The 21,968-nt window shown below is 73.0% G+C and carries 15 protein-coding genes and 2 pseudogenes; 11 read left to right on the plus strand and 6 right to left on the minus strand.

Annotation, left to right across the window (positions count from 1 at the left end):
- Window positions 1-18: 18 nt before the first annotated feature.
- The 3 genes and pseudogenes from sucD to D7318_RS35020 form a co-directional block, all read right to left on the minus strand.
- Window positions 19-903, minus strand: a complete 885-nt coding sequence (sucD, locus tag D7318_RS26145; RefSeq protein WP_120699678.1) for a succinate--CoA ligase subunit alpha — start codon at window positions 901-903, stop codon at window positions 19-21.
- 13 nt (window positions 904-916) lie between these two features.
- Window positions 917-1,393, minus strand: a pseudogene (locus D7318_RS35015) (ADP-forming succinate--CoA ligase subunit beta); the annotation flags it as partial.
- 83 nt (window positions 1,394-1,476) lie between these two features.
- Window positions 1,477-2,149 (minus strand): annotated as a pseudogene (locus tag D7318_RS35020) (ATP-grasp domain-containing protein); the annotation flags it as partial.
- A gap of 166 nt (window positions 2,150-2,315) precedes the next feature.
- On the opposite strand from D7318_RS35020, the gene D7318_RS26155 reads away from it, so the two are divergent.
- The 4 genes from D7318_RS26155 (at window position 2,316) to D7318_RS26170 (ending at window position 9,320) form a co-directional block, all read left to right on the plus strand.
- A complete protein-coding gene (locus D7318_RS26155; protein WP_120699679.1) occupies window positions 2,316-4,085 on the plus strand; it encodes a thiamine pyrophosphate-binding protein in 1,770 nt (589 codons plus the stop codon).
- A gap of 14 nt (window positions 4,086-4,099) precedes the next feature.
- Window positions 4,100-5,377: a formyl-CoA transferase gene (gene frc / locus D7318_RS26160; protein ID WP_120699680.1), complete on the plus strand. Its 1,278-nt coding sequence runs from the start codon at window positions 4,100-4,102 to the stop codon at window positions 5,375-5,377.
- A 34-nt stretch (window positions 5,378-5,411) separates the two neighbouring features.
- Window positions 5,412-7,619 (plus strand): acetate--CoA ligase family protein, encoded by a 2,208-nt coding sequence (locus D7318_RS26165; protein WP_120699681.1) that lies wholly within the window; start codon window positions 5,412-5,414, stop codon window positions 7,617-7,619.
- A gap of 309 nt (window positions 7,620-7,928) precedes the next feature.
- Window positions 7,929-9,320, plus strand: a complete 1,392-nt coding sequence (locus D7318_RS26170) for an OFA family MFS transporter (RefSeq protein WP_120699682.1) — start codon at window positions 7,929-7,931, stop codon at window positions 9,318-9,320.
- Between the two features lie 260 nt (window positions 9,321-9,580).
- On the opposite strand, the gene D7318_RS26175 is transcribed toward D7318_RS26170, so the two are convergent.
- A complete protein-coding gene (locus D7318_RS26175; RefSeq protein WP_120699683.1) occupies window positions 9,581-10,279 on the minus strand; it encodes a GntR family transcriptional regulator in 699 nt (232 codons plus the stop codon).
- 240 nt (window positions 10,280-10,519) lie between these two features.
- On the opposite strand from D7318_RS26175, the gene D7318_RS26180 reads away from it, so the two are divergent.
- The 7 genes from D7318_RS26180 to D7318_RS26210 are packed head-to-tail and all read left to right on the plus strand — an operon-like array spanning window position 10,520 to window position 18,965.
- A complete protein-coding gene (locus D7318_RS26180; RefSeq protein ID WP_120699684.1) occupies window positions 10,520-11,512 on the plus strand; it encodes a 2-dehydropantoate 2-reductase in 993 nt (330 codons plus the stop codon).
- 27 nt (window positions 11,513-11,539) lie between these two features.
- The gene (locus D7318_RS26185) at window positions 11,540-13,171 is read left to right on the plus strand and encodes an aldehyde dehydrogenase family protein (RefSeq protein ID WP_120699685.1); all 1,632 of its coding nucleotides are present in this window, start codon (window positions 11,540-11,542) and stop codon (window positions 13,169-13,171) included.
- A 5-nt stretch (window positions 13,172-13,176) separates the two neighbouring features.
- Complete coding sequence (locus D7318_RS26190) at window positions 13,177-14,010, plus strand: TIM barrel protein (protein ID WP_230424083.1); 834 nt, start codon at window positions 13,177-13,179, stop codon at window positions 14,008-14,010.
- Between the two features lie 42 nt (window positions 14,011-14,052).
- Window positions 14,053-14,949 (plus strand): 2-hydroxy-3-oxopropionate reductase, encoded by an 897-nt coding sequence (locus D7318_RS26195; RefSeq protein WP_120699687.1) that lies wholly within the window; start codon window positions 14,053-14,055, stop codon window positions 14,947-14,949.
- 50 nt (window positions 14,950-14,999) lie between these two features.
- Window positions 15,000-16,733 carry a glyoxylate carboligase gene (gene gcl / locus D7318_RS26200; RefSeq protein ID WP_120699688.1) on the plus strand — a complete coding sequence of 578 codons (1,734 nt, stop codon included), beginning with the start codon at window positions 15,000-15,002 and terminating at the stop codon, window positions 16,731-16,733.
- Window positions 16,733-17,740 (plus strand): LysR family transcriptional regulator, encoded by a 1,008-nt coding sequence (locus D7318_RS26205; RefSeq protein ID WP_120699689.1) that lies wholly within the window; start codon window positions 16,733-16,735, stop codon window positions 17,738-17,740. Before gcl ends, D7318_RS26205 begins: the two co-directional genes overlap by 1 nt.
- Before the next feature lie 55 nt (window positions 17,741-17,795).
- Window positions 17,796-18,965, plus strand: a complete 1,170-nt coding sequence (locus tag D7318_RS26210; protein ID WP_120699690.1) for an NAD-dependent formate dehydrogenase — start codon at window positions 17,796-17,798, stop codon at window positions 18,963-18,965.
- A gap of 85 nt (window positions 18,966-19,050) precedes the next feature.
- Here the strand turns inward: D7318_RS26210 and dapA are convergent, their stop codons facing one another.
- Window positions 19,051-20,001, minus strand: coding sequence for a 4-hydroxy-tetrahydrodipicolinate synthase (gene dapA, locus D7318_RS26215; RefSeq protein WP_120699691.1), 951 nt, complete (start codon window positions 19,999-20,001; stop codon window positions 19,051-19,053).
- Between the two features lie 73 nt (window positions 20,002-20,074).
- On the minus strand, window positions 20,075-21,919 hold the full coding sequence (locus D7318_RS26220) for an endonuclease/exonuclease/phosphatase family protein (protein ID WP_120699692.1): 1,845 nt from the start codon (window positions 21,917-21,919) through the stop codon (window positions 20,075-20,077).
- Window positions 21,920-21,968 lie beyond the last annotated feature (49 nt).

Genomic DNA, 21,968 nt, shown 5'->3' on the forward strand with positions numbered 1-21,968 from the left:
GAACGGCGTTCGGCCGCGTCAGCGGGGCAGCGCCTCGCGCAGCAGCCGCGCGGTCTGCGTCGGGGTCCTGCCGACCCTGACCCCCACGGCCTCGAGCGCCTCCTGCTTGGCGCCCGCCGTGCCCGACGAGCCGGAGACGATGGCGCCCGCGTGGCCCATCGTGCGGCCCTCGGGCGCGGTGAAGCCCGCGACATAGCCCACGACCGGCTTGGTCACCCGGTCGGCGATGAACGCGGCGGCGCGCTCCTCCGCGTCCCCGCCGATCTCGCCGATCAGCACGACGGCGTCCGTGCCCTGGTCCTCCTCGAACGCGCGCAGGGCGTCGATGTGCGTGGTCCCCACCACGGGGTCGCCGCCGATGCCGACGCACGTGGAGAAGCCCAGATCGCGCAGCTCGTACATCAACTGGTAGGTCAACGTGCCCGACTTGGAGACGAGACCGACGCGCCCCGCCGCGGTGATGTCGGCCGGGATGATGCCGACGTTGCTCAGGCCCGGGCTGATGATGCCGGGGCAGTTGGGCCCGATGATCCGGGTCTTGCCGCCCTGGTCGAGGCTGTGCGCCCACAGCGCGGCGGTGTCATGGACCGGGATGCCCTCGGTGATCACCACCACGAGGGGCACGGCCGCGTCGATCGCGTCGGTGACCGCGGCCCGGGCGAACCTGGGCGGCACGAACACCGCGGTGGTGTCGGCGCCCGTGGCCGCGACGCCCTCCGCGACGGTGTCGAAGACGGGCAGCGCGCGCCCGTCCACGTCCACGGTCCTGCCGCCCTTGCCCGGGGTCACCCCGCCGACGACGGCGGTGCCCGAGGCGAGCATGCGGCGGGTGTGCTTCATGCCCTCGGAGCCGGTCATGCCCTGGACGAGGACGCGGTTGTGCTGGGTGAGCCAGATGGCCATGGTGGATTCCTCCTCAGATCCCGGCCAGGGCGGCGGCCTTGTCGGCCGCGCCGTCCATCGTGTCCACGGGGCGGATCAGCGGGTGCCCGGCCTCGGCGAGGATGCGTCGGCCGCGCTCGGCGCTGTTCCCGTCGAGGCGGACGACCAGCGGCTTGGTGACGTCATCGCCGCGCGAGGCGAGGAGCTCGAGGGCCTGGAGGATCCCGACGGCGACGGCGTCGCACGCGGTGATGCCGCCGAAGACGTTGACGAACACCGAGCGGACGTCGGGGTCGCCGAGCACGATCTCCAGGCCGTCGGCCATGACCTGCGCGGAGGCGCCGCCGCCGATGTCGAGGAAGTTGGCGGGGCGTGCGCCGCCGTGGCGCTCGCCCGCCCGCGCGACGACGTCGAGCGTGGACATCACCAGGCCCGCGCCGTTGCCGATGACGCCCACCTCGCCGTCGAGCTTCACATAGTTGAGGCCCTTGGCCGCCGCGGCCTCCTCGAGCTGGGCCACGCGCTCGGCCCGGCTCGCCGCCGACCAGGCGCGGGGGAGGGAGGCCAGGGACGGATAGGGCGCCCCGGCCTGGGCCAGGGCACGGTGCCCCGGCCTGCGGAACGCGGCGTTGTCGTCCAGGGTGATCTTGCCGTCGAGGGCCACGACGTCGCCTTCGGCCGTGACGATCAGGGGGTTGACCTCGACGAGCAGCGCGTCCTCGGCGACGAAGACCTCCCACAGGGAGCGCAGCACCGCGGCGACCCGGTCGGCGACGGCGGCGGGGAAGCGCGCCGCAGCGACGATCTCCGCGGCCTTCTCCGCGGTGACCCCCACGCCCGGGTCGACCGGCACCAGGGCGAGCGCGGAGGGGTCGTTCGCCGCGACCTCCTCGATCTCGACGCCGCCCTCCGTGGAGGCCATGGCGAGAAACGTGCGGTTGCCGCGGTCGAGCGAGAACGAGACGTAGAACTCGTCCGCGATCCGCGCCGGGGCGGCCAGCATGACCTTCCGCACCGTGTGTCCGTTGATGTCCATGCCGAAGATCGCGCGGGACAGGGCCACCGCCTCGCCCGGGCCCTCGGCCATCCGCACCCCCCCGGCCTTGCCCCGTCCTCCCGTCTTCACCTGCGCCTTGACGACCACGGGGCCGCCAAGGCGGTCCGCGGCCGGGCCCGCGTCCTCGGGGGTGTCGACGACCTCGGCGGCGGGCACGGGCACGCCGTGCTCGGCGAAGAGATCTCTCGCTTGGTACTCGAACAGGTCCACGCGCATTCCGTCCTCTCGGGGGCTGGCAAGCCGAGGAGCAACGGCGAAAGTCCGTGCCGACCTCTGGACAGCGACCGCTGCGCGCAGCAACTATATGGTTACTCCATACGGTATGCAATCTACGAGGCAGCCGTATGCCCCGTCGACCACGAGGAGTTGGCGTCACATGGCTACGGCCAACACCGCTTCCGAATCCCCCACAGCGACCCCCGCGACGACCCCCGCGACGACCGCGGCGGCGACGGCCCCCGAGGCCCCCGCCGAGACCATCTCCGGCGGGCACCTGGTCGCCAAGGCACTCAAGGCCGAGGGCGTGGACGTGATCTTCACGCTCTGCGGCGGCCACATCATCGACATCTACGACGGCTGCGTGGACGAGGGCATCGCGGTCGTCGACGTGCGCCACGAGCAGGTCGCCGCGCACGCCGCCGACGGCTACGCCCGGGTCACGGGGCGGCCCGGCTGCGCGGTCGTCACCGCGGGCCCCGGCACCACCGACGCCGTCACGGGCGTCGCCAACGCCTACCGCGCCGAGAGCCCGATGCTGCTGATCGGCGGTCAGGGCGCGCTGAGCCAGCACAAGATGGGCTCACTCCAGGACCTGCCGCACGTCGACATGATGACGCCGATCACCAAGTTCGCCGCCACGGTGCCGCACACCGCGCGCGCCGCGGACATGGTCTCGATGGCGTTCCGCGAGTGCTACAACGGCGCCCCAGGGCCTTCGTTCCTCGAGATCCCGCGCGACATCCTCGACGGCCGCGTCCCGGTCACCTCGGCGACCGTTCCCCAGGCGGGCCGCTACCGGGCCTCGACGCGCAGCGTCGGCGACCCGGCCTCGGTCGAGCGGCTCGCCGACCTGATCACGGCCGCCGAGAAGCCCTGCGTGCTGCTCGGTACCCAGGTGTGGACGTCCCGCGCGACCGAGGACGCGATCGCGTTCGCCCGCGGGCTCAACATCCCGGTCTTCATGAACGGCGCGGGCCGCGGCACCCTGCCGCCGGGCGACCCGCACCACTTCCACCTCTCGCGCCGCTACGCGTTCAACAACGCCGACCTCATCCTCATCGTCGGCAGCCCCTTCGACTTCCGCATGGGGTACGGGCGCAGGCTGCCGAGGACGGCCAAGGTCGTCCAGATCGACCTCGACTACCGCACCGTCGGCAAGAACCGCGACATCGACCTGGGCCTGGTCGGCGACCCCGGCGCGATCCTGGCCGCCACCGCCCAGGCCGCGACCGGGCGCGCGGGCGGGACCGGCGCGACCGGCGTCGCCCGCAAGGCGTGGTTCGAGGAGCTGCGGGCACAGGAGGACGCGGCCTACCGGAAGCGGCTGCCCCGGCAGCTCTCCGACGCCGACCCCATCCACCCGCTCCGACTCGCCCACGAGATCAACGAGTTCCTCACCGAGGACTCGATCTACATCGGCGACGGCGGCGACATCGTGACGTTCTCGGGCGGCGTCGTCCAGCCCAAGTCCCCCGGCCACTGGATGGATCCGGGGCCGCTCGGCACGCTCGGCGTCGGCGTCCCGTTCGTCCTCGCGGCCAAGTACGCCAGGCCGGAGAAGGAGGTCGTCGCCCTCTTCGGCGACGGCGCGTTCAGCCTCACCGGCTGGGACTTCGAGACCCTGATCCGCTACAAGCTCCCGTTCGTCGGCGTCATCGGCAACAACTCCTCGATGAACCAGATCCGTTACGGCCAGGAGCAGAAGTACGGCAAGGAGCGCGGCCGGGTCGGCAACACGCTGGGCGACGTCCGCTACGACGAGTTCGCGCGGATGCTCGGCGGCCACGGCGAGGAGGTCCGCGACCCGGCCGACATCGGCCCGGCGCTGCGCCGCGCCCGCGAGTCGGGGCTGCCCTCGCTCATCAACGTGTGGGTCGACCCCGACGCCTACGCGCCAGGAACCATGAACCAGACGATGTACAAGTGAGGAGGCGTTCCCCGATGACCGACGCACTCACGAAGGACACCGCGACCGACCCCACCGCCGACGCGCCCAAGGCGCTCGCCGGTGTGCGCGTCCTCGACATGACGCACGTCCAGTCGGGCCCCTCGGCGACCCAGCTGCTCGCCTGGCTCGGGGCCGACGTCATCAAGCTGGAGGCCCCGGGCCGCGGCGACATCACGCGCAGCCAGCTGCGCGACGTGCCCGACGTGGACAGCCTCTACTTCACGATGCTCAACTGCAACAAGCGCAGCATCACGCTCAACCTCAAGACCCCGCAGGGCAAGGGCCTGTTCCGGCGGCTGGTCTCCCGCGCCGACGTCCTCGTGGAGAACTTCGGCCCCGGCGTCGTCGACCGCCTCGGCTTCCCCTGGGAGACGCTGCGCGAGCTCAACCCCCGCCTGGTGTACGCCAGCGTCAAGGGCTTCGGGCCAGGGCGTTACGCCGACTTCAAGGCGTACGAGGTGATCGCCCAGGCCATGGGCGGCTCGATGGCCACCACCGGCTTCGAGGACGGCCCCCCGCTGGCCACGGGCGCCCAGATCGGCGACTCGGGCACCGGCGTCCACCTGGTCGCCGCCGTCCTGGCCGCGCTCTACCAGCGCACCACGACCGGGCGAGGGCAGCGCGTGCGGGTCGCCATGCAGGAGGCCGTGCTCAACCTCTGCCGCGTCAAGCTCCGCGACCAGCAGCGCCTGGCGCGAGGGCCGCTGGGGGAGTACCCCAACGAGCAGTTCGGCGACGAGGTGCCACGCTCGGGGAACGCGTCGGGCGGCGGCCAGCCGGGCTGGGCCGTGCGCTGCGCCCCCGGCGGGCCCAACGACTACATCTATGTCATCGTCCAGCCGCAGGGCTGGAAGCCGCTGTCCACCCTGATCGGCAGGCCCGAGCTGGCCACCGACGAGGCGTGGGCCACCCCCGAGGCGCGTCTTTCCAAGCTGGACAAGATGTTCGCGCTGGTCGAGGAGTGGACCGAGCGGCACACCAAGTGGGAGGTCATGGACCTGCTCAACGCCCACGACATCCCCTGTGGCCCCATCCTGTCCACCCGCGAGCTGATCGAGGACGCCACCCTGGCCGACCTCGGCGCCGTCGTCGAGGTGGACCACCCGCAGCGCGGCAGCTTCCGCACGGTCGGCTCGCCGCTGCGCCTTTCCGAGTCGCCCGTCGAGGTCAAGCGGCCCCCGCTGCTCGGCGAGCACAACGACGAGGTGTACGCCGAGCTGGGCTGCACCGCCGAACAGCTCGACGGACTGCGGTCCATCGGCGTCATCTGACCCATCGCGACCCATCGTGAGGAGTGACCAGTCCATGGGGAACGAGTCCACGGCGAACGACACGGCAGGCGGCACCCGCGGCGGCCCCTACGACCGCGGGGCGGTGCGCGCGCTGATCGACCGGCTCACGGCCGAGGGCAGGACCGTGCTCACCGCGCCCGAGGGCAAGGTGGTCGCGGACGCCTACGGCATACCCACCCCGGGCGAGGCGCTGGCGACGGGGCCCGACGAGGCGGTGGCCGCCGCCACCGCGATGGGCCTGCCGGTGGTGCTCAAGATCGTCTCGCCGCAGATCCCGCACAAGACCGATGCGGGCGGCGTGCTGGTCGGCCTCGGGACGGCCGACGCGGTCCGCGAGGGCTACGCCACGATCGTGGCCAACGCCCGCGCCTACGACCCCTCGGCCACGATCGTCGGCGTCCAGGTGCAGCAACTGGTCCCGCCGGGACAGGAGGTGATCGTCGGGGCGGTCACCGACCCGACGTTCGGCAAGGTGGTGGCGTTCGGCCTCGGGGGCGTCCTGGTGGAGGTCATCAAGGACGTCACGTTCCGCCTGGCGCCCGCCACGCCGGACGACGCGCGTTCCATGCTGGACTCGATCGCCGCCGCCGGGGTCCTCACCGGCACGCGCGGCGCCGAGCCGGTGGACCGCGACGCGCTCGCCGAGGTGATCGTCCGGCTCTCCGACCTGGTCACCGACTTCCCCGAGATCGCCGAGGCCGACCTCAACCCCGTGGTGGCGCTGCCGCGTTCGGCCGGGTCGCCCGGCGCGATCGCGGCCGATGTGCGGATCATCCTCGACCCCGACCCGGCGCCGCCACGGCCCACGTTCGCGCGCGAGGACATCCTGGCGGCCATGGAGCGGCTGATGAAGCCGCGCTCGGTCGCGGTGATCGGGGCGTCGGCCGAGGCCGGGAAGATCGGCAACTCGGTGATGAGGAACCTGGTGGGCGGCGGCTTCGCGGGCGAGATCCACCCGATCAACCCCAAGGCCGACGAGATCCTCGGCCTGCCCGCCCGCGCCAGCGTCCTCGACGTGCCGGGCCCGGTGGACGTCGCGGTGTTCGCGATACCGGCGGCGTTCGTCCCGGGGGCGCTCGAGGAGGCGGGCCGCAAGGGCGTCGCGGCGGCCGTGCTGATCCCCTCGGGCTTCGCCGAGACGGGCGACCAGGAGCTCCAGGACAAGGTGGTGGCGATCGCGCGGAAGTACGGCGTCCGCCTCCTCGGCCCCAACATCTACGGCTACTACTACACGCCGTCCGACCTCAGCGCGACGTTCTGCACCCCCTACGACGTCAAGGGCGGCGTCGCGCTCAGCTCGCAGAGCGGCGGCATCGGCATGGCGATCCTCGGCTTCAGCCGCACCACGCGCACGGGCGTCTCCGCGATCGTAGGCCTGGGCAACAAGGCCGACCTCGACGAGGACGACCTGCTGACCTTCTTCGCCGATGACCCCCACACCACGGCCATCGCCATGCACCTGGAGGACCTCAAGGACGGCCGCGCGTTCGTCGAGGCCGCCCGGCGGACCGTGCCAAGGAAGCCGGTGGTCGTGCTCAAGGCGGGCCGCACCGCGCTGGGCGCCCGCGCCGCCGGGTCGCACACCGGGGCGCTCGCGGGCGACGACCGGGTGTACGACGACATCCTGCGCCAGGCCGGGGTGATCCGCGCCCCCGGGCTCAACGAGATGCTGGAGTACGCCAGGGCGCTGCCCGTCCTGCCCACGCCTTCGGGCGAGAACGTGGTCATCATCACCGGGGCCGGTGGCTCGGGGGTGCTGCTCTCGGACGCCTGTGTGGAGGCCGGGCTCACGCTGATGGACATCCCGCCGGACCTGGACGAGGCGTTCCGGCGCTTCATCCCGCCGTTCGGCGCGGCGGGCAACCCCATCGACATCACGGGCGGGGAGCCGCCGTCCACCTATGAGGCCACCATCAGGCTCGGCCTCTCCGACCCGAGGATCCACGCGTTGATCCTCGGCTACTGGCACACCATCGTCACCCCGCCGATGGTGTTCGCGGAGCTGACCGCCAGGGTCGTGGCGGAATTCCGCGCCCGGGGCGTCGACAAGCCGGTCGTCGCCTCGCTCGCGGGCGACACCGAGGTCGAGGAGGCGTCCGCGCACCTCTTCGAACGCGGCATCGTCGCGTATCCCTACACCACGGAGAAGCCGGTCGCCGCGCTCGGCGCGAAGTACCGGTGGGCCCGCGCGGCCGGGCTGCTGCCGCGCAGCTCGCCCTGATCCGGGCCGGGCCCGGCCGCGGGGGGCCGGGCCCGGCACCCCCCTGTCCCTGCCCCCGCGTTCAACTCCCGCTCTCCCCGCACCGCTTCACCCCCCACCGCTTCACCCCCACGTCACCCCCACACCGACCACGTCCGGGATGCCGCCCCGGACCGCCCGCGGGCACGGCCGCGCACGCCGCTGCCTTCCGCCGCCATGGCGCACCGCCCGCGACCGCGAGAGGACAGTCACATCCCGCCCTTTCGCAGCACGAAGAGAACAGGCCAGGGGGCGCAGGCCAAAGCTCTTTCGAGGCAAAGGGATCCATTCATGACAACAGACGTCACATCGACCCATCCCGGGTACCGGGAGGTCACCGACGAGAACGGGCGCGTGTACAGGGTCGGCGAGACCGACAGGGACATCATGGGACGTCCCCGGTGGACGATGGTCCTCCTGCCGTGGATCGCCATGATGGGCATCAGCATCTGCGAGTACGCCTTCGGCGCGGCGGAGGAGACGCTGCACGACGGGCAGGGCTGGTCGACCACGCACATCTTCTGGATGCTGAGCGTCTGGGTCTTCTTCCAGGCCGCGGTCGCCTTCCCGGTCGGCCAGTGGCGGGAGAGCGAGAAGCTCTCGCCCAAGGCGGCGATGCTCCTCGGCGCCGTCGGCGCCTATCTCGGCTTTCTCGCGCTGGCCCACGCGCCGAACGTCTTCTGGGCCTATCTGGGCTTCGGCTTCTTCGGCGGCTCGGGCGCCGGATTCGTCTACGCGACCTGCGTGAACATGGTCGGCAAGTGGTATCCCGAGCGCAAGGGCGGCAAGACCGGCTTCGTCAACGGCGGATTCGCCTACGGGGCCGTGCCGTTCGTCTTCCTGTTCACGACCTACATGGACAAGGACAACTTCGCGCCCATCCTGTCGCTCGTGGGCCTGTGGGCGCTGCTCGCGGTGGGCGTCAGCGGGCTGTTCTTCAAGGACCCGCCGAAGAACTGGTGGCCCTCGCACGTCGACCCGCTCGACAAGAAGTCCGACCCCAGGTCGGCCCGCGCGCTGGAGAAGAACCCCCCGGCCGTCGCGCAGTTCACCCCGGCCGAGGCGCGCAGGACCAAGGTGCTGCCGCTCATGTGGGTGTGCCTGCTCTGTACGGCGGGCGTGAACATCTTCGGCATCGCCTTCCAGGTGCCGTTCGGCGACGACATGGGCTTCGCCGGCGGCATCGTGGCCACCGCCATGTCGCTCAAGGCCATCGTCAACGGCTGCGGGCGCGGCGTGATCGGCTGGATATCCGACCTCTACGGGCGTCGGCAGACGCTGACGTTCGTGTGCGTGGTGCTCGGCCTTTCGCAGTTCGGCGTGCTGTGGTCGGGGAGCATCGGCAGCATGCCGCTGTTCCTGTTCTTCTCCATGGTCTCGGGCTTCGGCGGCGGCGCGATCTTCCCGCTCTTCGCCGCGATGACCGCGGACTTCTTCGGCGAGAACCACAACGCGACCAACTACGGCATGGTCTACAGCTCCAAGCTCGTCAGCGGCCTGCTCGGCTCCGGCATGGGCGCGGTGGTGGTGGGCGCCTGGGACTATGAGGGCGCGTTCATCCTGGCGGGCCTCATCGGCCTCTTCTCCGCCGGTCTCTCGCTCCTGCTGCGACAGCCCGGGCCTCCACCGCGTGAGGAGGTCACGGTCCCCGCCCCCGCCCCCGTACCGGTCGCGGGGCGCTGAACAACGGCGGCCCGCGCATCCTCCCCAGCTGTGCGGGTCCCTCCCCGAACGTGTGCGTGGGCCGAGGACCGTGCCCCGGGCGGGCCGCGGCAGTCCCGCGCCGGGGTGCCCGCGCCACGAGGGCGGGGCCGGCCGGTGATTGGCGTCCCCTGCGCCGGCCGGCTCCCGTTCCCCTCTTCGCGAGCCGTCCCTCCGGGACCGTGCCGACGGATGGCGCGGTGCCGGGGGACGCTCCTCTCCAGAGGCCTCAGCGGTGCGGCTCAGCCGGCCGCGGCCTCGGCCGCCGCGGCCGCGATCTGCTTGCAGTAGAAGTCCGTGGTGCGCTCGGTGTGCCGCCGCATCAGCTGCTCGGCCCTGTCGGGGTCGCCCTTGGCGATGGCCCGGATGAGGGTGGCGTGTTCGTTCCACGCGGCCTTGCCGCGCGGGCGGGCGATCGGCGTGTAGTACCACCGCACCCGGCGGTCCACCTGGCCGATCATCTCGGCCAGCACGGCGTTCCCGGCCAGCTCGGTGATGAAGCCGTGCAGCACGGCGTTGGCCTCCACGATCGCCCGCGCGTCGTCGGCCGCGAGGGCGCGCACCCCGGCCTCCTGGAGCTCCCACAGCCTGGCGATGTCCTGCTCGGTGGCGTGCAGCGCGGCGCCCCTGGCGGAGTGCGTCTCCAGCACGGCCCTGACGCTGAGGAGCTGGGCGGCCTCCTCCTCGGTGGGGGTGTGCACGAAGGCGCCCTGCGCGGGGCGCAGATCCACCCATCCCTCGCTCTTGAGTCGCTGCAACGCCTCGCGCACGGGCTGGCGGCTCACCCCCAGGTGCTCGGCCAGCTCGGACTCCACCAGGTGCTGTCCTGGGCGGAGCGTGCCGTTGACGATCAGCTCGACGAGGGTGTCGAAGACGGCCTCGCGGAGCGGGGCGGGGCGGGTGACGCGGCGGGCGCCGGCAGCGGTGAGTGCGTCGCGCATGGTGGAGGTCCCCTGTCGATTGCGGCAAGTGAGGACGCCTCATGAAGAGGGTTCCAGGATACAGGTTCTTGTATGCAATCTACGGCATCGCGTAAAGAACTGGGCGGGAACGCGACCAGGATCACGTTCGCCCGAGGGTGAACGCGCCCCTGTCGCCAGGCCGTTGCTTATGGAATACTGTATGCAATCCCGCCCCTCAGGGGCCGCCCGCCCGACCGCGATGATCGGGGGCAGTACGACATGAGAGTGGCAGTGCTCGGCGCGGGAGCCATCGGCGCGTACGTCGGCGCCGCGTTGCACCGCGGCGGAGCCGAGGTGCACCTGGTCGCCCGCGGCGCCCAGCTGGCCGCGCTGCGGGAGCGGGGCGTGCGCGTCCTGAGCCCGCGCGGCGACTTCACCGCCCATCCCCACGCGACCGGTGACCCCGAGGAGATCGGCCCGGTCGACTATGTGTTCCTCGGGCTCAAGGCCCAGCAGTACGCGGGCTGCGGCCCGTTGCTCGAGCCGCTGCTCGGGCGGCACACCGCCGTGATCGCCGCGCAGAACGGCATCCCCTGGTGGTACTTCCACGGGCTGACCGGCCACGCGCTCGAGGGCCGGCGCATCCAGGCCGTCGACCCTGGCGGCGCGGTGAGCGGCACGATCCCCGTGCGGCGCGCGATCGGCTGCGTCGTCTACTGCTCGACGGAGATCGCCGAGCCCGGTGTCATCCGCCACCTGGAGGGCACCCGCTTCTCCGTCGGCGAGCCCGACGGCTCGGTGTCGGCGCGCTGCGTGGCGTTCAGCGAGGCGATGGTGGCGGGCGGCCTCAAGTGCCCGGTCGAGGCCGACCTGAGGAACGACATCTGGATCAAGCTGCTCGGCAACGTCGCCTTCAACCCCCTCAGCGCCCTCACCCGGGCCACGATGGTCGAGATCGCGGTCCATCCGGGGGCGCGCAGGCTGGTCGGCTCGATGATGGCCGAGACGCTCGCGGTGGCCCGCGCTGCGGGCAGCGAGCCCCGGATCTCCATCGACCGGCGGATCGCGGGCGCCGAGCGCGTCGGCCACCACAAGACGTCGATGCTCCAGGACCTCGAGGCGGGCAAGGAGTTGGAGACCGACGCCATCCTCGGCGCGGTCGTCGAGCTGGCCGAGCTCACCGGCGTCCCGGCCCCCACGCTGCGCGACGTCCACGCCGCCGTCGACCTGCTCGCCCGCACCACGACCGCCATGGCCCCCGCCGCCCGCTGACCCCGGCCACCCGAGGAGACCACCGCGATGACCAAGGACAGGACGAAGGACAGGACGAAGGCGACCCCCACGACCCTGCGGCTCAAGCCGGGCACCGCGTGGGACGACGCCCTCGGGCGCGCCGAGGTCGCCGCGCCCGAGGCGTTCACCGGGCGGCGCGCGCTCAATCTGCACGGCGGGCGCTGGCACAGGGACGGCACGCCCGCGCCCGCCACGTCCCCGGTCGACGGCCGCCCGATCACCGGGCCGCCCGCCGTCGACCCCGGCACCGCGCGGGGCGCCGTGCGCGCCGCGCTCGACCAGCACCGCGCCTGGCGGAACGTCCCGCTCGCCGAGCGCGCCGCGATGGTGTCCGCGGCCATCGACGAACTGGCCCACCACCGCGACCTGTTGGCGCTGCTGCTGGTGTGGGAGATCGGCAAGCCGTGGCGGCTGGCCCGCGCCGACGTGGACCGCTGCGTCGACGGGGCGCGCTGGTACGTGGCGGAGATCGGCGGCATGGTCGAGGGCCGCGCGCCGCTGCCGGGACCCGTCTCCAACATCGCCAGCTGGAACTACCCCATGAGCGTGCTGATGCACGCCCTGCTGGTGCAGGTGCTCGCCGGGAACGCCGCCGTCGCCAAGACCCCGACCGACGGCGGCACCTCGTGCCTCACCCTGGCCTGCGCGCTGGCCGCCCGGCACGGCCTGCCGCTCACCCTGGTCAGCGGCAGCGGCTCCGCGCTCTCCCCCGCGCTGGTGGGCGACCCCGCCGTGGGCTGCGTCAACTTCGTGGGCGGCAGGGGCGCGGGCGGCCGCGTCGCCGCCGCGCTGGCCGCCACCCGGACCCGGCACATCCTCGAACAGGAGGGCCTCAACTGCTGGGGCGTGTGGGAGTTCGGCGACTGGGACCTGCTCGCCGCGCACGCGCGCAAGGCGTTCGAGTACGGCAAGCAGCGCTGCACCGCCTATCCGCGCTATGTCGTCCAGCGCGACCTGTTCGACGACTTCCTCGCCGCCTATCTGCCCGCCGTCCGCTCGGTCTCCTTCGGCCACCCGCTCGCGGTCGCCGACCCGGGCGACGACCTGCCCGAGCTGGACTTCGGGCCGCTCATCGACGACGCCAAGGCCAAGGATCTCGGCGACGAGGTGGCCGACGCGGTGGCCCGCGGCGGCGTCCCGCTGCACCGCGCGACGCTGGCCGACGGGCGCTTCATCGAGGGCCAGGACACCTCCGCCTATCTGCCGCCCGCCGCGATCCTCTCCCCGCCGCCCTCGTCGCCGCTGCACCACAGGGAGCCGTTCGGCCCGGTCGACACGGTCGTCCTGGTGGACACCGAGGCCGAGCTGCTCGCCGCGATGAACGCGAGCAACGGCGCGCTCGTCGCGTCCCTCGCGTGCGACGACCAGGCCACCGCGACCCGGCTCGCCGCCCAGCTCCAGGCGTTCAAGGTGGGGATCAACGCGCCCCGCTCGCGCGGTGACCGGGCCGAGCCGTTCGGCGGCAGGGGCGCGTCGTGGCACGGCGCGTTCGTCGGCGGCGAGCTGCTGGTGCACGCCGTCACCCAAGGGCCGCCGGGCGAGCGGCTGTTCGGCACCTTCGCCGACTACGCCCGCTATCCCGCGACCCGGCCGACCGCCGCCGCGACCACCCCCGTGCCGACCCCCGTGCCGAGGTGATTCCCGTGACCGCCGCCTCCCGGCTCCGCTTCACCGTCAACCTCTCGATCGTCTTCGGCGGGCTCCCCCCGGCCGAACGCCCCGCCGCCGCCGCGGCCGCGGGCTTCACCGCCGCCGAGCTGTGGTGGCCCTTCGGCGCCGCGCACCTCCCCTCGGACGCCCAGGTCGAGGCGGTGCGGCGCTCGTTCACCGACGCGGGCCTGCGGCTCACCGGCCTCAACCTGCTCGACGACCTCGAACGCGGCGAGCGCGGCACCGTGTCCGACCCGGCGCAGCGTGAGCGTTTCGCCGAGAGCCTGGACATCGCCGTCGACCTGGCCGCCTCGCTCGGCTGCACGGCGCTCAACGCCCTCTACGGCAACCGCGTCCCCGGCGTCGACCCGGCCGAGCAGGACGAGCTGGCCCTGGAGAACCTCGCCCTGGCCGCGCGCGCCGCGCACCGGATCGACGCCGTGCTGCTGATCGAGGCCCTCAACTCCGCGGAGTCGCCGCGCTATCCGCTGGTCTCCGCCAAGGCCGCGGTGGACGTGGCCGACCGGGTCGACGAGGTCACCGGGCTCGGCAACGCCCGCTTCCTGTGCGACCTCTACCACCTGGCGCGCATGGGCGAGGACCTGCCGCGGGTGATCGGGACGCACGCCGACCGCATCGGCCATGTGCAGATCGCCGACTCCCCGGGCCGCCACCAACCGGGCACGGGCGACGTGGACTTCGACGACCTGTTCGCCCGCCTGGCCGCCGCCGGGTACTCCGGGTTCGTCGGCCTCGAGTACCGCCCCACCACGGCGGGCCCCGCCGCGTTCGACTGGCTGCCGCGCCCGCTGCGCGCGGCCCGCTGACCCGCCCCACCGCCCGATCCGTTGACGAAGGGACGCCGCGCGATGAGCGTCACACCCGCAAGGACCCGAAGGATCGCCTTCATCGGCCTCGGCATCATGGGCGGCCCGATGGCCGGCCATCTGGTCAAGGCCGGACATCAGGTGACCGGATTCGACCTCTTCCCCGAGCCGGTCGAACGCCTGGCCGCGCAGGGCGGCCGGGCCGCCGCAAGCGTCGCCGAGGCGGTGGCGGACGCCGAGGTGGTGATCACCATGGTGCCCGCCGACCCGCACGTGCGGGCCGTCGTGCTCGGCGACGACGGCGTGCTGGCGCACGCGGCCCCGGGGACGCTCCTGATCGACATGAGCAGCATCACCCCCGGCACGTCGCTCGACGTGGCCGCCGCCGCGGCCCGCGTGGGCGTCCGCACCCTGGACGCCCCCGTCTCCGGCGGCGAGGCGGGCGCGGTCGAGGCCGTGCTCTCCATCATGGTCGGCGGCGCCGCGGCCGACTTCGTCGAGGCCAGGCCGCTGCTGACCGCCCTCGGCACCACCGTCGTGCACGTCGGACCCACGGGCGCGGGCCAGACCGTCAAGGCCGCCAACCAGCTCGTCGTCGCCGGGCACCTCCAGATCCTCGCCGAGGCCCTGGTGTTCCTGCGCAAGGCCGGTGTCGACCTCGGGTCCGCCCTCGACGTCCTGGGCGGCGGCCTCGCCGGGTCCACCGTCCTGACCCGCAAGCGCGCCGCGATGGTGGCGCATGACTTCACCCCGGGGTTCCGCATCGACCTGCACCACAAGGACATGGGCATCGTCACCGAGACCGCCCGCGCCCTCGGCGCCCCGCTCCCCGTCGGCTCGCTGGTCGCCCAACTCGTCCAGGCCGCACGGGCCAACGGCGACGGCGGCCTCGACCACGCGGCCCTGCTGCGCGGCGTCGAACGCCTCGCGGGCCAGTGACCCCACCCATCTACCCCGACCACCTCATCGACACGACCACAGGAGAACGCATGGCGCGCATGACAGCGGCCCGGGCAGCGGTGGAGATCCTGAGGCGCGAGGGCACCACCCACGTCTTCGGCCTGCCGGGGGCGGCCATCAACCCCTTCTACGCGGCGATGCGCGAGGACGGCGGCCTGACCCACATCCTCGCCCGGCACGTCGAGGGCGCCTCGCACATGGCCGACGGCTGGACCCGGGCCAGGGCGGGGAACATCGGCGTCTGCGTCGGCACGAGCGGCCCCGCGGGCACCGACATGATCACCGGGCTCTACGCCGCGGCGGCCGACTCGGTGCCCATCCTGTGCATCACCGGCCAGGCCCCCGTGGCGCGGCTGCACAAGGAGGACTTCCAGGCGGTCGACATCGCCGCGATCGCCGCGCCCCTCACCAAGATGGCGATGACCGTGCGCGAACCCGCGCAGGTGCCGGGGGCGTTCCAGCAGGCGTTCCACCTCATGCGCTCGGGCCGCCCCGGGCCCGTGCTGATCGACCTGCCGGTCGATGTGCAGACGGCCGAGATCGCCTTCGACCCCGACACCTACGCGCCGCTCCCGGTCCACAGGCCCGCCGCCACGCGCGCGCAGATCGACCGCGCGCTCGACCTGCTGGCGCGCGCCCACCGGCCGCTGATCGTCGCCGGGGGAGGGGTGATCAACGCGGACGCGGCGGCCGCGCTCGTGGAGTTCGCCGAGGTGACGGGCGTGCCCGTGGTGCCCACCCTGATGGGCTGGGGCGCCATCCCCGACGACCACCCGCTGATGGCCGGGATGGTCGGCCTCCAGACCTCGCACCGCTACGGCAACGCCAGCCTGCTGGAGTCCGACTTCGTGCTCGGCGTCGGCAACCGCTGGGCCAACCGGCACACCGGCGGCCTCGACACCTACACCCGCGGCCGGACGTTCGTCCATGTGGACATCGAACCCACCCAGATCGGCCGGGTGTTCGCGCCCGACTACGGCATCGTCTCGGACGCGGGCGCGGCCCTCGACCTGTTCGTGGCGGCGGCGCGCGAGCGCGCGGCGGCCGGGGAGCTGCCCGACCGCTCGGGCTGGGCCGCGGCCTGCGCCGGGCGCAAGGCCACGCTGCTGCGCAGGACCCACTTCGACGACGTCCCGATCAAGCCGCAGCGGGTCTACGAGGAGATGAACAGGGCGTTCGGGCGCGACACCCGCTATGTCTCCACCATCGGCCTCTCCCAGATCCAGGCCGCGCAGCTGCTGCGCGTCCACAGGCCACGGCACTGGATCAACGCGGGCCAGGCCGGGCCGCTGGGCTGGACCGTCCCCGCCGCGCTCGGCGTGGCCACGGCCGAGCCCGACGCCACCGTGGTGGGCCTGTCGGGGGACTATGACCTCCAGTTCATGATCGAGGAGCTGGCCGTGGGCGCGCAGTTCCGCATCCCCTATCTCCAGGTGGTCGTCAACAACGCCTATCTGGGCCTGATCCGCCAGGCGCAGCGCTCGTTCGCCATGGACTACTGCGTGCAGCTGTCGTTCGACAACGTCAACGCCCCGGAGCTCGGCGGCTACGGCGTCGACCACGTCAGGGTCGCCGAGGGCCTGGGCTGCAAGGCGCTGCGCGTGACCGACCCCGAGCTGATCGGGCCCGCCCTCGAGGAGGCCAAGAAGCTCATGGCCGAGTTCCGGGTGCCGGTCGTGGTCGAGATCATTCTGGAACGGATCACCAATGTCTCGATGGGCACCGAGATCGATCGGATCACCGAGTTCGAGGAGCTGGCCTGATGCTGCTGCGCCAGCTCGAATACCTGGTCGCGCTCGCCAGGGAGCGGCACTTCGCCCGCGCCGCCGCGGCCTGCTTCGTCTCCCAGCCCTCGCTCTCGGCCGCCATCCGCAAGCTCGAACAGGAGCTCGACGTCCCCATCGTGCTGCGCGGCCACCGCTTCGAGGGCCTCACCCCCGAGGGGACGCGCGTCCTGCGGTGGGCGCACCGCATCCTGGCCGAGCGGGACGCGCTGTGCCAGGAGCTGTCCGAGATGCGCGGCGGCCTCACCGGCACCCTGCGCCTCGGCGCGATCCCCACCGCGCTGAGCGCCGCGCCGCTGCTGACCACGCCGTTCTGCGAGCGGCACCCGCTGGCCCGGGTCTCGCTCGAGTCGCTCTCGTCCACCGAGATCGGCCACCGGCTCGCCGACTTCGAGCTCGACGTCGCCCTGACCTACCTTGACGACGAGAGCCTGCGCGACGTGCGCCGCCTCGTCCTCTATCGCGAGCGCTACCTCCTGCTGACCCCGGACGACGGCCTCCCGCGCGGGCCCGCGCGCTGGGCCGAGATCGCGAGGCTGCCGCTGTGCCTGCTGTCGCCGCACATGCGCAACCGCCGCATCATGGACGCGTTCTTCGCCGCCGAGGGCGCCACCGCCACGCCCGCCGTCGAGACCGACAGCGTGGCCGGGCTCTACGCGCACCTGACCGGGGGCCGCTGGTCGAGCGTCATCGCGCACGCGTGGCTGCACATGTTCGGCGTGCCCGAGGGGATGCGCGTCGTGCCCGTGGAGTGCCCCGCGCACGGCCCGCGCGTCGGCCTGGCGATCGCCGACCGCGTCCCCGCGTCCGTCCTGGGCCGCGCCCTGCTCGACGTGGCCCGCGGGACCCGGATCCACGACACGCTCGACGCCCTGCTGAACGAGCACCTCGCGCCCGCGCCCGCCGCCGCGGCACCCGATAGCCCGCTTCTATCCCCCCATAGGGAAGAACGCTTTGACCCCCGCCCGCTCACCCGAGGACCGTAGAAGAGAGCGAAACGGAAAACCCCCATCCCATTTCCCAGGGAAGAAGGGCCAGACCATGGCAAAGGTGCTGTGCGTACTGTACGACGACCCGGTCGACGGATATCCGACCTCCTATGCGCGTGACAGCCTCCCCCCGATCGAGCGGTACCCCAACGGGCAGACCACGCCGACCCCTTCGGGAATCGACTTCACCCCGGGCCACCTGCTCGGCAGCGTCTCGGGCGAGCTCGGCCTGCGGCGTTTCCTCGAGGAGCGCGGCCACACGCTGGTCGTCACGTCCGACAAGGACGGCGACGGATCGGAATTCGACCGCGAACTCGTGGACGCCGACGTCGTCATCTCCCAGCCGTTCTGGCCCGCCTATCTCACCGCCGAGCGGATCGCCAAGGCGGAGAAGCTCAAGCTGGCCATCACCGCCGGAATAGGCTCCGACCACGTCGACCTCGACGCGGCCATCGAACACGGCGTCACCGTCGCCGAGGTGACCTACTGCAACAGCATCAGCGTCGCCGAGCACGTCGTCATGATGACGCTCTCGCTCGTGCGCAACTATCTCCCCTCCTACCGAACGGTTCTTGACGGCGGCTGGAACATCGCCGACTGCGTCGCCCGCTCCTACGACCTCGAGGCCATGCACGTCGGCACCGTGGCCGCCGGGCGCATCGGCCTCGCGGTGCTGCGGCGGCTCGCGCCGTTCGACGTGGCGCTGCACTACACCGACCGCCACCGCCTGCCCGAGCACGTCGAGGACGAACTCCAGCTCACGTTCCACGAGTCGGCCGCCGACATGGTCCCGCACTGCGACGTCGTCACGATCAACGCGCCGCTGCACCCCGAGACCGAGGGGCTGTTCGACGACGAGCTGATCGGCAGGATGCGGCGGGGCGCGTACCTCATCAACACCGCGCGCGCCAAGATCTGCGACCGCGACGCCATAGGGCGCGCCCTGCGCGACGGGCGGCTCGCCGGATACGCGGGCGACGTGTGGTTCCCGCAGCCCGCGCCCGCCGACCACCCGTGGCGCACCGTGCCGCACCACGGCATGACGCCGCACATCTCGGGCTCGTCCCTGTCGGCCCAGGCGCGTTACGCGGCGGGCACCAGGGAGATCCTGGAGTCCTGGCTCGGGGGGACCCCGATCCGCGACGAGTACCTGATCGTCGACCAGGGCGGCCTCGCGGGCACCGGCGCGCACTCCTACTCCACGGCGTCGGGCGGCCGTTGAGCCCCGCGCGGCGCGGGACCCGGCACCATCGGGGTCCCGCGCCGCACCCGTCACATCACGGCACGGCGCGGCGCGTCATGGCGCGTCATGGCGTGGCGCGCAGCGCGTCGGTGAGCGCGGTCGCCAGGCGGCCCGTCAGCTCCTCGTCCGCGTCGAGCAGCGGGGCCCGCACCGGGCCGCCCGGCAGCCCCGCCACCCGGAACAGCGCCTTGACCGCGACCGTGCCGGGCACCTCGTCCATCATCGCCGTCACCAGCGGCAGCAGCGCGAGGTGGCGCGCCGCCGCCCGCGCCGTGTCGCCCTCGGCGAACGCGTCGAGCACGCCCCGCACCCGCGGTCCCGCGACATTGGCCACCGTGCTCACCACGCCGCCCGCGCCGATGGCCAGCAGCGGCAGGGCCACCTCGTCGCTGCCGCAGTAGTAGGCGAGATCGGTCGAACCCAGGGCGAGCCCCGCCTTCTTCAGGTCGTACGAGCAGTCCTTGACCGCCACGATCCGCTCGTGCCCGGCGAGGCGCCGCAGCGAGTCGAGCGTCAGCCCGGTGCCCTCGCCCGTGCGGGCGGGGATGTCGTAGAGCATCACCGGCAGTTCGGTGGCGTCCGCGACCGTCCGCAGATGGTGGACGATCGCCTCCTGCGGGGGGCGCGAATAGTACGGCGTCACCACGAGCAGCCCGTGCGCGCCCGCCTCGTGCGCCGCGCGCGCCAGCGCGACCGTGTGCCGCGTGTCGGCCGTGCCGACCCCGGCGACGACCGAGGCCCGGTCGCCGACCGCCTCGACCACGGCGCGCACCAGCGCCGCCTTCTCCGCGTCGGTCGTGGTGGGCGACTCGCCCGTGGTGCCGCTGAGCACCAGCGCGTCACAGCCGCCGCGGTCCACGAGGTGCGTGGCAAGGCGCCGGGCGCCCGGCAGGTCGAGGGAGCCGTCGTCGGCGAACGGCGTGATCATGGCGGCGGCGCAGCGGCCGAACGGCGCGGGCGTGCCGGGCACGGAGGGAGTGACCGGTGTGGCGGGCGTGGCGGGTGTCTCGGACATGGCCGCAGTCTGCGCGCCGACCCGGGCGGCGGTCCACCCGGTTCCGCCGCCCGGATCGTTCACCCGCCCCGCGTCAGGGGCGGAAGCGGATCACCTGCGGGTCGTGGTCGCTCGCCTGGTCGGCGAACTCGGCGTTGATGTGCACGATGTCGTACTCGTACCGCCGGATCGCCGGGGACACCAGCGTCTGGTCGAGGACCTGCGAGTTCCCCTGGAAGACATAGGTGTAACGGTCCCCGCGCGGCAGCGAGCGGACCGCGCTCTCCAGCGCGCCCCCGGCCGTCAGGGCCCGCGTGGTCGCGGAGAACTCGAAGTCGTTGATGTCCCCGAGCACCACCACCTGGGCGTCGCGCTGGGCCGAACGCAGCTCCCGCACGAACGCGTTGACCGCCTCGGCCTGCCCGAGCCGCTGCTCCTCGGACGAGCGCGCCGGCGGCTGGTACCGGCTGTGGAGCGGCTGGTCGCCGCCCTTGGACGCGAAGTGGTTGGCCACCACGAACACCGTCTCGCCGCGGAAGGTGAACTCGCCCGCGAGCGGCTTGCGGCTGTCCTCCCACGCCTCGTTCGCCGGGTCGACCCGCCCGGGGGACAGCGTCAGGGCCGCGCGCCCGCGCTCGCGCGTCACCTCGGTCGCCGTGGTGGCGTCGCCGCCGGGGCGGTCGGTGAACGAGACGCGGCCGGGGTTGAACAGGAAGACATTGCGGATGTTCCCGCCGGGCGCCCCGCCGTCCCGCCCGTCCTCGGGGTCGATGCCGCGCCACTCGTAACGGGGGCCGCCCGCCGCCGCGATGGCGTCGGTGAAGCGCCGCAGCGTCTCCTCCGCCGCCACCGTGCCGTCGTCCTCGGTGCCGTTGTCGTCCTGGATCTCCTCGAGGGCCACGATGTCGGGCGAGGCCAGGCTCTCCACCACGGCGGCGGCGAGCCGGTCGAACTTCTCCTGGTCGTCGCCCGCGTACAGGTTCTCGACGTTGTACGCCGCCACCGCCAGCTCGTCGGCGCGCTGCGGGCGGGTGGACTCAGGGGTCAGGCCGCCGGACTCGACCTCGCCCAGCTCGCGGGCGACCAGCGTGTAGCCGCCGAACTCGTCGTAGTCGAGCGGGCCGCTCGTGGCGCCCGTCAGCGTGTCCCCGACGTTGGCCTCGGGGAACGGCTGCTGCGCCACCGGCACGAGCGACTCGATCTTCAGGCGCCCGGGGTTCTGCGCGTCGTAGGAGTCGTAACGCGCGCCGCCGCGGTCGGTGTCCGCCTCGCGCGGGCGCACCGTCACCCACAGCTCGTAGTAGGGCGTGCTCGGCCCGATCACGGGCGCGTCGGCGATCTCGACGGTCATGCCCTCGAGCGACTCGTACCGGTCGAGGGCGTAACGGGAGGGCCGCAGGCGGAGGTTCTCGATCGAGCCGCCGTCCTCGGGGTCGCCCGCGGGCGCGTAGGCGCGGGGCAGCTCCCACGCGTCGAGGACGATCGCGGAGGGCAGGGGGTTCCCCGAGGAGACCACGGTGACGGTCGGGCCCGATATCTGGGTGACCGACTGGCCGCCGTCCTCCTCGCCGCCCGGGTAGTACTCGCCGACAAGCCCCGAGACCCGCACGTCGTCGCCCACCGCGACGGTGGGCGCGCCACCCGTGTAGACGAAGATGCCCTCGCTCGTGGCGGCCGAGCCGTCCGGGCGCGGGTCCTGGATCCAGAAGCCGCGCGAGCCATAGGTCCGCACGCCGGTGACGATGCCGGGCACGTCGGTGACGCGCTCGCCCACGAGCGGCGAGACGCGGGTGTTCCCCTGGATGTCGTGGATGCGCACGCCGTCCGCAGCGGCGGCGGGGAACGGCTGGGCGAGCAGGGTGCCGCAGAGCCCGGCGACCACGAGGGCCCCCAGGGCTGCGGTGCGGCGGTGCGGGCGGGGGCGGTGTGCTGTGCTCAAGGGACCCTCCGGTGGCGGGATAGAGGCTCTACGCGCGTAAAAGTTCCGT

Source organism: Streptomyces radicis (genome assembly GCF_003626575.1).
In the GTDB taxonomy this organism is placed as follows: domain Bacteria; phylum Actinomycetota; class Actinomycetes; order Streptomycetales; family Streptomycetaceae; genus Streptomyces; species Streptomyces radicis.

What these genes read in the sequence shown, in the direction of transcription:
- D7318_RS26170 (WP_120699682.1), top strand. Translation starts at nt 7,929, where the DNA reads ATGACAACAGACGTCACATCGACCCATCCCGGGTACCGGGAGGTCACC.
- gcl (WP_120699688.1), top strand. Translation starts at nt 15,000, where the DNA reads ATGGCGCGCATGACAGCGGCCCGGGCAGCGGTGGAGATCCTGAGGCGC.
- dapA (WP_120699691.1), bottom strand. Translation starts at nt 20,001, where the DNA reads ATGTCCGAGACACCCGCCACGCCCGCCACACCGGTCACTCCCTCCGTG.
- D7318_RS26195 (WP_120699687.1), top strand. Translation starts at nt 14,053, where the DNA reads ATGAGCGTCACACCCGCAAGGACCCGAAGGATCGCCTTCATCGGCCTC.
- D7318_RS26155 (WP_120699679.1), top strand. Translation starts at nt 2,316, where the DNA reads ATGGCTACGGCCAACACCGCTTCCGAATCCCCCACAGCGACCCCCGCG.
- D7318_RS26165 (WP_120699681.1), top strand. Translation starts at nt 5,412, where the DNA reads ATGGGGAACGAGTCCACGGCGAACGACACGGCAGGCGGCACCCGCGGC.
- sucD (WP_120699678.1), bottom strand. Translation starts at nt 903, where the DNA reads ATGGCCATCTGGCTCACCCAGCACAACCGCGTCCTCGTCCAGGGCATG.
- D7318_RS26185 (WP_120699685.1), top strand. Translation starts at nt 11,540, where the DNA reads ATGACCAAGGACAGGACGAAGGACAGGACGAAGGCGACCCCCACGACC.
- D7318_RS26205 (WP_120699689.1), top strand. Translation starts at nt 16,733, where the DNA reads ATGCTGCTGCGCCAGCTCGAATACCTGGTCGCGCTCGCCAGGGAGCGG.
- D7318_RS26180 (WP_120699684.1), top strand. Translation starts at nt 10,520, where the DNA reads ATGAGAGTGGCAGTGCTCGGCGCGGGAGCCATCGGCGCGTACGTCGGC.
- D7318_RS26175 (WP_120699683.1), bottom strand. Translation starts at nt 10,279, where the DNA reads ATGCGCGACGCACTCACCGCTGCCGGCGCCCGCCGCGTCACCCGCCCC.
- frc (WP_120699680.1), top strand. Translation starts at nt 4,100, where the DNA reads ATGACCGACGCACTCACGAAGGACACCGCGACCGACCCCACCGCCGAC.
- D7318_RS26210 (WP_120699690.1), top strand. Translation starts at nt 17,796, where the DNA reads ATGGCAAAGGTGCTGTGCGTACTGTACGACGACCCGGTCGACGGATAT.